Origin of the sequence: Microbacterium sp. LWO14-1.2, assembly GCF_038397715.1 — a bacterium.
In the GTDB taxonomy this organism is placed as follows: domain Bacteria; phylum Actinomycetota; class Actinomycetes; order Actinomycetales; family Microbacteriaceae; genus Microbacterium.
The window spans coordinates 3,535,937-3,547,636 of the sequence record NZ_CP151633.1 but is presented as its reverse complement, the minus strand read 5'-3'; the positions used below and the strand labels follow the sequence as shown (position 1 = coordinate 3,547,636).

At 69.1% G+C, this 11,700-nt stretch carries 12 protein-coding genes; 6 read left to right on the top strand and 6 right to left on the bottom strand.

Features of this window, described 5'->3' with window-relative positions:
* Positions 1 to 33: 33 nt before the first annotated feature.
* A complete protein-coding gene (locus MRBLWO14_RS17145) occupies positions 34 to 282 on the top strand; it encodes an acyl carrier protein (RefSeq protein WP_017202249.1) in 249 nt (82 codons plus the stop codon).
* 90 nt (positions 283 to 372) lie between these two features.
* Complete coding sequence (locus tag MRBLWO14_RS17140; RefSeq protein ID WP_341934270.1) at positions 373 to 1,611, top strand: beta-ketoacyl-[acyl-carrier-protein] synthase family protein; 1,239 nt, start codon at positions 373 to 375, stop codon at positions 1,609 to 1,611.
* A gap of 63 nt (positions 1,612 to 1,674) precedes the next feature.
* On the opposite strand, the gene MRBLWO14_RS17135 is transcribed toward MRBLWO14_RS17140, so the two are convergent.
* Complete coding sequence (locus tag MRBLWO14_RS17135) at positions 1,675 to 2,331, bottom strand: hypothetical protein (RefSeq protein WP_341934269.1); 657 nt, start codon at positions 2,329 to 2,331, stop codon at positions 1,675 to 1,677.
* A 95-nt stretch (positions 2,332 to 2,426) separates the two neighbouring features.
* On the opposite strand from MRBLWO14_RS17135, the gene MRBLWO14_RS17130 reads away from it, so the two are divergent.
* Positions 2,427 to 3,830, top strand: a complete 1,404-nt coding sequence (locus MRBLWO14_RS17130) for a PLP-dependent aminotransferase family protein (RefSeq protein ID WP_341934268.1) — start codon at positions 2,427 to 2,429, stop codon at positions 3,828 to 3,830.
* A gap of 127 nt (positions 3,831 to 3,957) precedes the next feature.
* Here the strand turns inward: MRBLWO14_RS17130 and MRBLWO14_RS17125 are convergent, their stop codons facing one another.
* The gene (locus MRBLWO14_RS17125; protein ID WP_251588046.1) at positions 3,958 to 4,461 is read right to left on the bottom strand and encodes a DUF3145 domain-containing protein; all 504 of its coding nucleotides are present in this window, start codon (positions 4,459 to 4,461) and stop codon (positions 3,958 to 3,960) included.
* Positions 4,462 to 4,647: 186 nt separating this feature from the next.
* Positions 4,648 to 5,421, bottom strand: a complete 774-nt coding sequence (locus tag MRBLWO14_RS17120; protein ID WP_341936226.1) for a hypothetical protein — start codon at positions 5,419 to 5,421, stop codon at positions 4,648 to 4,650.
* Positions 5,422 to 5,597: 176 nt separating this feature from the next.
* Between MRBLWO14_RS17120 and MRBLWO14_RS17115 the strand changes: the two genes are divergently transcribed.
* From MRBLWO14_RS17115 to MRBLWO14_RS17105, 3 genes are read left to right on the top strand one after another with little or no spacing between them, the layout of a single operon-like run.
* Complete coding sequence (locus MRBLWO14_RS17115) at positions 5,598 to 7,601, top strand: DUF262 domain-containing protein (RefSeq protein WP_341934267.1); 2,004 nt, start codon at positions 5,598 to 5,600, stop codon at positions 7,599 to 7,601.
* 1 nt (position 7,602) lies between these two features.
* Positions 7,603 to 8,856 (top strand): alpha/beta fold hydrolase, encoded by a 1,254-nt coding sequence (locus MRBLWO14_RS17110; protein WP_341934266.1) that lies wholly within the window; start codon positions 7,603 to 7,605, stop codon positions 8,854 to 8,856.
* Between the two features lie 53 nt (positions 8,857 to 8,909).
* Entirely contained in the window at positions 8,910 to 9,191 is a 282-nt protein-coding gene (locus tag MRBLWO14_RS17105) for a hypothetical protein (RefSeq protein ID WP_341934265.1), read from the top strand.
* A gap of 84 nt (positions 9,192 to 9,275) precedes the next feature.
* Here MRBLWO14_RS17105 and MRBLWO14_RS17100 read toward each other — a convergent pair whose 3' ends face one another.
* The 3 genes from MRBLWO14_RS17100 to glgA all read right to left on the bottom strand — a co-directional run bounded on the left by MRBLWO14_RS17100 (position 9,276) and on the right by glgA (position 11,634).
* Positions 9,276 to 9,533, bottom strand: coding sequence for a type B 50S ribosomal protein L31 (locus MRBLWO14_RS17100; RefSeq protein ID WP_096715489.1), 258 nt, complete (start codon positions 9,531 to 9,533; stop codon positions 9,276 to 9,278).
* Positions 9,534 to 9,645: 112 nt separating this feature from the next.
* Entirely contained in the window at positions 9,646 to 10,431 is a 786-nt protein-coding gene (locus MRBLWO14_RS17095; protein ID WP_251588051.1) for an ABC transporter ATP-binding protein, read from the bottom strand.
* A gap of 18 nt (positions 10,432 to 10,449) precedes the next feature.
* Positions 10,450 to 11,634 carry a glycogen synthase gene (gene glgA, locus MRBLWO14_RS17090; protein WP_341934264.1) on the bottom strand — a complete coding sequence of 395 codons (1,185 nt, stop codon included), beginning with the start codon at positions 11,632 to 11,634 and terminating at the stop codon, positions 10,450 to 10,452.
* Positions 11,635 to 11,700 lie beyond the last annotated feature (66 nt).

Sequence of the window (11,700 nt, the reverse complement as noted above, 5' to 3'; positions counted from 1 at the left end):
CGAAATCAACCCCGTAAGAAAAGGAAGACCACCATGGCTTTCACCAACGATGAGGTCCTCGCGGGCCTCGCAGAGCTCATCACCGACGAGACCGGCATCAACGCCTCGGAGGTCGCTCTCGAGAAGTCGTTCACGGACGACCTCGACATCGACTCGATCTCGATGATGACGATCGTCGTCAACGCCGAGGAGAAGTTCGGCGTCACCATCCCCGACGACGAGGTCAAGAACCTGAAGACCGTCGGCGACGCCGTCAACTTCATCGTCGCAGGCCAGGAGTAATCCGCTCAGGATGCCACCCCCGCCCTCGCGGGGCGTGGCATCCTCTGCCTTGCCCACCCTCTGTTCGATCCGCCTGACAAGGAACCACACATGACCAAGCGCATCGTCGTCACCGGCATCGGTGCCACGTCCGCCATCGGCGGCACCGCCCCCGAGAACTGGACCAATCTGCTGGCCGGAGTCTCGGGCGCCCGCACGCTCGAGCACGACTGGGTCGAGCAGTACGACCTTCCCGTGACCTTCGCCGCCGAAGCCTCCGTCCGCCCCGAGGAGGTGCTGCCCCGTCACGAGGCCAAGCGCCTCGACCCCTCGTCGCAGTTCGCCCTCATCGCGGCGCGCGAGGCCTGGGCCGACGCCGGATCCCCCGAGGTCGCGCCCGAGCGCCTCGGCGTCGACTTCGCCACAGGGATCGGCGGCCTCTGGACGCTCCTCGACGCCTGGGACACGCTGCGTGAGAAGGGCCCCCGTCGCGTGATGCCGCTGACGGTGCCGATGCTCATGCCGAACGCCGCGGCCGGAAACCTGTCGCTGCAGTTCGAGGCACGTGCCTATGCTCAGACCGTCGTGAGTGCATGCGCCTCCAGCACCGAGTCGCTCATCCACGCCTACGACCACCTTCAGGAGGGGCTCGCCGACGTCGTGATCGCCGGTGGCACCGAGTCGGCGATCCACCCGATCACCATGGCCGCCTTCGCCTCGGCGCAGGCGCTCTCCCGCCGCAACGACGACCCGTCGACGGCCTCGCGTCCCGGCGCTGTCGACCGCGACGGCTTCGTCATGGGCGAGGGCGCTGCGGCGCTCATCCTCGAGACCGAGGAGCACGCGAAGGCTCGCGGCGCGAAGATCTACGGGTACGTCCTCGGCGGCTCGGTCACCGCCGACGCGTACCACATCACCGGCAACGACCCCGAGGGCAACGGGGCGGCCCGCGCCGTCACGCAGGCTCTCGAGGGCGCCGGCGTCAGCGCCGACCAGGTCACCCACATCAACGCCCACGCGACGTCGACCCCGGTCGGAGACCCGAACGAGTACGTCGCACTGAGGAAGGTCTTCGGCGACCGGATCGATGAGATCCCCGTCTCCGCGACCAAGGCCTCGACGGGCCACCTGCTGGGCGGTACCGGCGCGCTAGAGGCGATCTTCTCGATCCTCGCGCTGCGTGATCGCGTCGCACCGCCGACGATCAACATGACGGAGCCCGATCCCGCCGTGCCCTTCAAGCTCTCGGGAGAGGCGCAGCCCCTCGGCGACGGCCCGCAGATCGCGATCAGCAACTCCTTCGGGTTCGGCGGCCACAACGCCGTCGCCGTGTTCGCCGGCACCGACTGACCTCGGACCACGCGAAAGCGCCGTGCTGCTCTGCAGCACGGCGCTTTTTCCGTGTGGTCTTCTCTAGAGCGCGGCGAGCTGCCGCGAGCGGACTTCGCGCAGTCGCGTGCACCACGGCAGGAACAGGCCGACGAGCGGTCCGACGCCGAAGGCGAAGAGCACGGTGCCGACCCCCACGGGCCCGCCCAGGAGGAGTCCGACGAGGAGCACGCTGCCCTCGATGAGGGTGCGCACGATCCACACGCGCCAGCCGGTGCGGCGCACGAGTCCGGTCATGAGACCGTCGCGGGGGCCCGGACCGAAGTCGGCGGCGATGTACAGCCCGGTTGCGAACGCGAGGAGCACCAGGCCGGCCACGAACATCGGGGCGCCGATCCAGACCGACGGGGGCGCCGGGACGAGCGCGAGCGTGAGGTCGGCGCTCGGACCGATCAGGAGCGCGTTGAGCAGGGTGCCGAGTCCGACGCGCTGACGCAGCGGGATCCACAGGATGAGGACGAGGATCGAGACCAGCACGGTGACCAGGCCGTACCCGAGCCCGGTGCTGCCGGACACTCCGAGCGCCAGGACGTCCCACGGCGCCACACCGATGCCGCCCCGCACCATGAGTCCGAGCGCGACGCCGTAGAGGAACAGGCCGACGAGCAGCTGGCCGAGACGCTCGGCGAGGTCGCGGCGGCTCGTCGCGGCGATCGGGAGGAACAGCGAACGGAGGTGCATGAGACCATCGTGGACCCGTCACCTCACCGCAGAACGGGTCCACTCAGCGCAAAGTGGCCTGGCGATAGCGGTCCACTTCGCGGCATGCTGGAAGCATGACATCTCGACTCGTCAGCCTCCTCGGTGCCGACCAGGTCGCCGGGAGCACCGCGCGGGAGCTCGCCGACCGTATCAGGGCCCTCGTCCTGGACGGCCGGCTGACCGTCGGAGAGAAGCTGCCGAGCGAACGGGCGCTGGCCCTCGAGATCCGTCGGTCGCGATCGACCACCACCCGCGTCTACGGCCTGCTGGAGGACGAGGGCTACGTGTCGCGGGTGCACGGCGGCGGCACCCGGATATCGCTGCCGCGCGACACCTGGACGCCGCGCGATGCCGACGACCACGATGCGATCGACCTGTCCATCGCATCCATGGACTCCACGCCCGGGCTCTACGACGCCACGGTGCGCTCGCTCCCCCGCCTGGCCGCGCTGCGCGGTACCAGCGGGTACTCCCTCCGCGGACTGCCCGAGCTGCGGGATGCCGTGGCCCAGCGCTTCAGCCAGCGCGGCCTCCCGACCGACGCCGACCAGATCATCATCACTTCGGGCGCCCTCAACGGGCTGAACCTCGTGCTGGCCGCGATCGGGCGCCGCGGCGAACGGGCGCTCGTCGAGCAGCCGACGTTCCCCCATGCGCTCGAGGCACTGCACCGGCACGGCTATCGGATGCTGCCGACCCCCGTCGACGTCGAGGGCTGGGACGAGCGCCACGTCACCGAGACCATCCTGAGCGGACGACCGCACGTCGCCTACCTGATCCCGGACTTCCACAACCCGACCGGCGCGACCCTTCCCGACTCCGCCCGCGAACGCATCGCCGCGACCGCTCGCAGCGCGGGCACGATGCTGATCGTCGACGAGACGACAGCCGAGCTCGACATCGACCGCGGATGGGCCCCGCTGCCGTTCGCCGCCTCGAGCCCGGAGGTGGTGACCCTCGGCTCGATGTCGAAGATCGCCTGGGGCGGTCTGCGGCTCGGCTGGATCCGCGCCGACAGGTCGCTGATCTCGCGGCTGCTCGCGACGCGCCCGTCGTTCGAGCTCGGCACGGCGCTGCTCGAGCAGTGCATCGCCGTCGAACTCCTCCAGGACATGCCGGCGTTGACCGCACACGTCCGCACGCGGCTGTGCGACGGTCGAGCAGCCGTCGCCGCGGGCCTCGACGAGATCGACGGTGTGACGATGCCGTCTGCTCCCGGCGGCCTGTCGGTATGGCTCGACCTCGGCGCGCCGGTGTCGACCGAGCTCTCGCTCGCCGCCCGGGAGCGCGGACTCATCCTCCCGCCCGGGCCCCGCTTCGCGACCGGTGGAGTCCTGGAGCGGCACGTGCGCGTGCCGATCACCCTGCCGCCCGACCGCACGACCCTCGCGATGCAGCGTTTCCGCTCGGCGTGGGAGGCCGTGACCGCCGGTCGTGCACCGCGGCTGACCGAGATGTCGCACGCCGCCGTCATCTGACGCAGACGAGGACCCCGTCCCTGGAGGGGCGGGGTCCTCGTCATCCGGAGGGGGATACGCCTTCTCAGCGTCCGGGAGAGATCACCGGCATCCGATACTCGCGCCTCCCCGCTCCACGTCTGTGCGCCTAGCCGACCTTGTGCAGCCAGACGACGCGCGCGTCGTCGCTGGCGTGACGGAAGGGTTCGAGCTCCTCGTCCCAGGCAGATCCGAGCGCGATGTCGAGCTCGCGCTGCAGTTCCGAGGCGCTCCCCGCGGCGATCTCCATCGCGTAGCGGATGCGGTCCTCGCCGATGACGATGTTGCCCGCCGCATCCGTCTGGGCGTAGTGGATGCCGAGGTCGGGGGTGTGCAGCCACCGTCCGCCGTCGCTGCGGGGCGTCGGATCCTCCGTGACCTCGAAGCGCAGGTGCTCCCAGCCGCGGATCGCGGTCGCGAGGGCAGCTCCGGTACCGACCGGTCCGTCCCAGTAGAACTCGGCACGGCGTGCGCCGTCGAGCACAGGCTGGTCCGACCAGTCGAAGTTCACTGCACGACCGATAGCGCGTCCCACCGCCCATTCGAGGTGCGGGCAGAGCGCGCGAGGTGCGGAGTGGATGAACACCACTCCGCGTGCGTACGTCGTCGCCATGATCTCTCCGTTTCATCAGGTGCGTCTTCCCCAACGACCTGACCACCGAGAGAGCGGCGGTTCTATGCGGTTATGCGCCCATTCTCGCCCAGAGACGAGGAAATCACAAGCGTGTCATTCGTACGACGAAGGCCCCGGTCACACGACCGGGGCCTTCCGACCCGTTCGGGCCCGTTCAGACGAGGATCACGCCTCGCTCATGGTCTGCTTGACCTGCTGGCCCTTGGCCGCGTAGTAGGCGGCGCGAGCGGCGTCGCGGCGTGCCTGCTCGGCGTAGCCGGCCTCGAGCACATCCTGCGGCACCTCGACGTTCGGGACGTCCTGAGTGCCGTGGTACTTCTCGATGTACGCGTCGAGCTCGGGGCCCGAGGTCCACGACGTGATGAGGCAGTAGCGCGGCTCGGTGCCGACGTGCGTGGCCGCGTGCCACAGACGCTGCGTGTCGACGATCAGCTGAGCGCCGGCCGGCAGAGCGATGCGGTACTCGATGCTCGGGTCGGTGCGGTTCTCGCGCAGGACGAAGAAGCTGTCCTTGTCGTCGGTGAGGTTGAAGAACCCGCGAACGACCCAGCCGGTGCCGTCGGGGTTCAGACGGTTGTTGTCGTCCTGGTGAAGGTTGTAGAGGCACTCGCCGTACGGCGTGGGCTGCAGCTCGATGACGCGGCAGCGGCCGACGTTCGCGCCGGGCTCCTGAGCGCGACGGGTCAGGTTCGGAGCCTTGGCGGTCTGCGAGTCGATCCAGACGCCGTCCTTGTCGGTGCGCGGCGGCTTGTGGTTCCAGAAGCCGTTGCACTCGATCTCACCCTTGGCGCTCGCGAGCGGTGCGAAGCGGGTGTCGCCGGACGACTTCCAATCGTTGTACTCGATGTCGAGCCACTCCTTGGGGTCGAGCTCCTGGTTGTAGCTGTCGAGAACGACGAAGCCCTTGTCTTCGAGCGCCTTGGACTTGATGTATCCCATGATCTGAGTCATGTCCTTTCATCGGGGGCCAGCACGTTTTAACAGGCCCTGATAAGGCAAGCCTAACAGCGGGTCGCGGAGCGCCAGCCGAGGGCCGCCGTGAATAAGCGAATAGACTGAATCGGGCGCCTGGCGACTCCACGGCGACCGGCGTCATGGGAGGGCGAGACATCAGCATGAGCACTGCGACCAACGTCGAGGCGACAGCTGTCAACACGATCGAATGGCTCGCAGCGGACTCCACCACCATCGTCGTGCCGGTGTACCAGAGGCAGTACCGGTGGGACATCGGCGGCTGCGAGCAACTCCTCGCCGACGTCCGCGCGGTCGCCGCCGAGGACGACTCGCACCGGCACTTCATCGGCTCGATCCTCTCGGCCGCGGACGACTCGGATGCCGACACCGACCTGGTCCTGATCGACGGGCAGCAGCGCATCACCACCCTGATGCTGCTCGTCGCCGCCCTGCAGCACGCGGTGCGCGACACCGACCCCTCGCTCGCGGCGGAGCTCGCCCGTGTGCTCGTGCGGCCCGACGATCCCGACCGTACGAAGCTGCGGCCGCACGACGCGTGGGCCGACCTGTACGAGTCGGTCGTGCTGGAGCGCGGCGACAGCACGGAGCGCGAGTCGAGGTTCGACGACAACTACGCGTTCTTCCGCAGCCAGGTCCACGCCGACGAGGCGGCGGCGATCTGGCGCGGCCTGCGGCGGCTCGAGCACGTGTCGATCACGCTGGGCTCGGGCGCGAACGCGCAGCAGATCTTCGAGAGCCTGAACTCGACGGGTGAGCCGCTCCGCGATCACGAACTCATCCACAACTACATCCTGATGGGGCTGACCCACTCGGAGCAGCTCGACGTCGAGGAGCGCTTCTGGCTGCCCATCGAGCGGCACACGGGCGAGACGATCGGCGCCTTCTGGCGGCACTACCTGGTCATGACGACCGGGCGGGAGGTCGCGGCGAACGGGGAGCACGGGGTCTACAGCGCGTTCCGGCAGTCCTTCCCGCGCGTCGACGTGGAGCACCTGCAGGCGGATGCCGAGGTCTGGCGCCACTACGCCGAGATCTACGGCATCCTGCTCGATCCCTCGCTCGAGAGCGACCCCGAGATCGCGCGGCAGCTGGGCTTCGTCAACACGTTCGGGCGCGCGGCGTACCCGCTCGTGCTGAGTGCCTACAGCGACCACGCGCGAGGTCTGATCCCCCGCGACGAGCTCATCCTCACCCTGGAGCGGATCCAGGCGATGTATTTGCGGCGGACCCTCGTGAACCTGCCGAACGAGCGCCTGGTCGCCCGACTCTGCCGTGCCCGCCTCTCGGGCCCGGACGCGCTGGAGCGTGCTTTCGCGCGCATCACGCCATCGGACGAGCGGGTGAGCGCGGTCCTGAAGTACAGCGAGCTCCCCCACCCCGCGTACGTGCTCGGGCGACTCGAAGGCGTGGACGACACCGCCGACTTCGATGTCGAGCACATCGTCCCGACCGTCCCGAGCGACGGTTGGTCGGGCGACGGCCACCGCGAGTGGATCGACTACTCCGACGATGAGCGGAACGCGCACCGGGCACTCGCCCCGACGCTCGGCAACCTCACGCTGCTCGAGCAAGCGCTGTCCGAGCGTTTCTTCGGCGAGTCCTACCCCGTGAAGCGCGCCTCGGCGTACGCGAGGAGCGCTGTGCCCGAGACGGCCGCGCTGCAGGAGACCGAGACCTGGGGGACGGCGGCCATCTCGCAGCGCACGGTCCGGCTGACGTCCGATCTGCTCCGTATCTGGGCGCGTCCTGCTCTGCCTGAGATCGACGACGACGGCCTGACCCCGATCCTCGACGCTGTGCGGCGACGCGGCTGGCCCGCCGGGTGGGAGCGAGAGTTCGAGTACGTCGAGTACCGGGGTGAGCGCTGGGAGGTCTACGACGTCAAGCACCTCTTCAACCGGGTCTTCCGTCGGGCCTGGACCGACACGCGCGATGCCGCGGTCGCGTACTGCGCGGCTCACGGCGGACCGATCTACGATCAGACCGCATGGAAGGGTCAGTGGGACCGGCTCGACGACACCCACCACCTCTACATGGGCTGGGACTCGAATTACATGATGAGCGCCGTCCAGGGCGTGCTCCAGGAGGCGGGCATCGCCTCGGAGGTCTTCGTGAAGTACTCCTACATCGGGAACGTGATGTGACATGACCGGCACCACCACCATCCACCGCCTGCTCGACCTCGCGATCGAGGAGCACACCCTGACCGTCCCGCTCGTGTGGGACGATCCGGCCGACACCCGCACGATCGACATCTTCGCGCGCGTGGTGACCAGGGACGGCGGGGACTCTCGCCCCTACCTCGTGTACCTGCAGGGCGGACCGGGGCACGAGGCTCCGCGCCCGTTCCACTCGTCGACCGCGCCCGCCTGGCTCGACGAGGCGCTCGCCCACTACCGCGTCGTGATGCTGGATCAGCGCGGAACAGGACTGTCGACGCCCGTCGGCGACGACGATCTGAGCCGCGGCGCCTCCGCCGTCGCGGAGTACCTCACCCACCTCCGCGCCGATTCGATCGTCCGCGACTGCGAGGCGATGCGCGAGCACCTGGGCGCCATCACCTGGAGTGTGCTCGGACAGTCGTTCGGCGGATTCACGACGCTCGCCTACCTCTCGACCGATGCGAGCTCGCTCGCCGACGTGTTCATCACCGGCGGGCTCAGCGCGGTCGGACGCCACCCCGACGACGTCTACGCGCTCTGCTACGACAAGATGCGCGACGCCTCGGAGCGCTATTACCGGCGGTTCCCCGAGCACCGCGACCGCATGCGTCGCCTGGTCGATCATGCCGACGCCGGGGACATCGTCCTTCCCGACGGCGAGGTCGTGTCGCGCTCGCGGCTGCGGTCGGTCGGGTCGGCACTCGGCATGAACGAGGGGTGGCAGACGCTCTGGTCGCTGCTCGAACGCGATCACCGGTCCAACGCCTTCCGCTACGACCTCATGAACGCGATGCCGTACGGAGGTCGCAACCCGCTCTACTTCGTCTTCCACGAGTCGAGCTACGCCGACGGACACGCGACGCGGTGGTCGGCGGAGCGCACCGAGCCGGACGACTTCCGCGACGACGTCACCCTCTTCACCGGCGAGCACATCCGCCGTGACTGGACGGAGACCGTCCCGGCGTTCCAGCCGTGGCGCGAGGTGGCGCTCGAGCTCGCCGAGTTCGAGTGGCCGCGCCTGTACGACCGTGTGGCGATCGAGACGTCCGGAGCCACGGGTGCCGCCGCCGTCTACGCGAACGACGTGTACGTGCCGCTGGAGTTCTCGCTGGAGACGGGTCGGCTGCTTCCGGGCGTCGAGCTCTGGGTGACGAGCGAGCACGAGCACAACGGCCTGCGCTCGGGTCCGGTGCTCACGCACTTGATCGATCTCGCCCACGGCCGGCGCATCCGCTGAGGATCATCCCGTGGGCGGATGCTGCTGACGGCGGGGTCGCCTAGCCTGGTTCCATGGCCGAGACGGTAGGGATGCTTCTGACGATCGCGATCGTGCTGCTGGTCGTGATCGCGATCGTCGTCGTGATCGTGGCCGTCTACTCGCGGATGCCTCTCGAGCGCAAGTACGAGGGCCCGGGCGGAGGGCTCGGCGGTTCCTTCGACGCCGTCTGGATGCCGTCCGCGCACGACGCCGGCGTCGAGCGGGATCGTCAGACGAAGCGCACGGCACCGGCTCCCGTGGCGGGCGATCCGCCCGACGGCATCCGCGGCGACCGCATCACGCTCGATCTCTGACGGAGACCGCCGGTTCGGCGCTCGCCCCGGACACGACGAAGGCCCCGGTTCCGAGGAACCGGGGCCTTCGTCGTGGCGATGTCGTTACTTGGACGAGCCGCCGAAGCCCTTGAAGCGCTGGTTGAACTTCTCGACGCGACCGGCCGAGTCCATGATGCGCTGCTTGCCCGTGTAGAACGGGTGCGAGGCCGAGGAGATCTCGACGTCGATCACCGGGTACTCCACGCCGTCCAGCTCGACGGTCTTGTCGCTGGTCACGGTCGAACGGGTGAGGAAGGTCTCGCCCGATCCGAGGTCGCGGAAAACGACGGCCTTGTACTCGGGGTGAATGTCAGTCTTCATGGGATTCCTTAGCTACTGCCCTGGATTGTGCCAGGGACGAGGGAAGTCTGCGGTGCCGAACGCACCAAGGATCGATTCTAACAGGAGTTGAGCGCAGTGAGTAACCCGGCGATCAGGATGCCGCGCGGGCCGCGTAGCGCCCGTCTTCACTGCTCAGCGTGATCGGCATGCCGAAGGTCTCGCCGAGCGCCTCAGCGGTGAGCGTCTCGGCGATCGGCCCCGCTGCCACGACCGAGCCGTCGCGGATCAGCAGCACGTGCGTGAACCCGACGGGGATCTCCTCGACGTGGTGGGTGACCATGAGCATCGCCGGCGTGGTGGGCGACGAGGCGTACCCGCTGAGCAGCGCGAGCAGCTCCTCGCGGGAGCCGAGGTCGAGCGAGGCGGTGGGCTCGTCGAGCAGCAGCAGCTCGGGGTCGGTCATGACGGCGCGCGCGATCTGGACGCGCTTCTGCTCTCCGTCGCTGAGGGTTCCGAACGTGCGGTCGGCGAGGTGATCGAGCCGCCAGTCTCCGAGCACGCGCAGGGCACGGCGCTCGTCGATGTCCTCATAGCTCTCGTTCCAGCGGCCGAGCACCGAGTACGCGGCCGTGAGGACGGTGTTCAGCACGGTCTCGTCGCGCGGGACCCGCTTCGCCATCGCCGACGACGCGAAGCCGATGCGCGGTCGCACCTCGAACACGTCTGTGCGACCGAGGGTCTCCCCCAGCACGGTGACGGTCCCCGAGGTCGGGTGCATGAGCGTGTCGGCCAGCTGCAGCAGCGTGGTCTTGCCCGCGCCGTTGGGTCCGAGGATCACCCACCGCTGATCGTCGGCGACCTGCCAGGTCACGTGATCGATGATGTTGCGCCCCTCGCGGCGCACGACGACGTCGGTGAATTCCAGAGCGCTCGACATGCCCTCCAGCCTATCGGCTCAGGCGGTCAGCTCCGCGTAGAGCGCGCGCGTGGTGTCGGCGATCGCGGCCCAGCTGAAGTCGCTGCGTGCGCGCTCCCGCCCGGCGTCGCCGTACTCCCGTGCACGCGCCGGATCCGTCGCCACCTCGGTGAGCACCGCGGCCAGGTCGGAGACGAAACGGTCGGGGTCGACGGGTGTGCCCGTGCCGTCCTGCACCTGGTCGATCGGGACGAGTCGTCCCGTCACCCCGTCGGCGACGACCTCGGGGATGCCGCCGGTCGCGGTGCCGACGACGGCCGCACCGCAGGCCATCGCCTCGAGGTTGACGATGCCGAGGGGCTCGTACACGGAGGGGCAGACGAAGGTCGTCGCGGCGGTCAGGATGGCCGAGAGCTCTTCGCGCGGCAGCATCCGCTCGATCCACACCACACCCTCGCGGGTCTGCTGGAGCAGGCGCACACCCTCCTGCACCTCGGCCATGATCTCCGGGGTGTCCGGCGCGCCGGCGCACAGGATCAGCTGGACGTCGGGCGGGAGCATCGCGGCTGCGCGCAGCAGGTACGGCAGACCCTTCTGGCGGGTGATGCGTCCGACGAAGACCACAGAAGGACGGCTCGGATCCATCCCGATGGACTGCAGGAACGCGTCGTTCTGCACGGGGTGCCACTTGTCGACGTCGATGCCGTTGTGGATGACCCGCACTCGGGCGGGGTCGACAGCCGGGTAGCTGCGCAGGATGTCGGCGCGCATCCCCGCGCTGACCGCGATGACGGCGGCGGCGTTCTCGTAGGCAAGCTTCTCGATGCCGCTCGACACCGCGTAGCCGCCCCCGAGCTGCTCCGCCTTCCAGGGGCGCAGCGGCTCGAGACTGTGCGCGGTGAGCACGTGCGGGATGCCGTGCAGCTGCGACGCGAGGTGCCCGGCGAAGTTCGCGTACCAGGTGTGGCTGTGCACGACGTCGGCGTCGGAGATGGCTGCGACGATCTCGAGGTCGGTGCCGAGGGTCTGCAGGGCCGGGTTCGCCGCCGAGAGGCCGGACGGGGTCCGGTAGGCGAAGGTCCCCGGCTCGTCGCGCTCCCCGCCGAACGCGCGGACGCGCACGTCGACATCGCGCCGCAGTGCCGTCACGAGCTCCGCGACGTGCACGCCGGCACCTCCGTAGATCTCCGGCGGGTATTCCTTCGTGATCATTTCGACGCGCATGCCTAGACGCTAGTGACTCACTTGTCCAGATGCTAGTTCCGCGAGGCGCGCGGCATCTATGGTGGG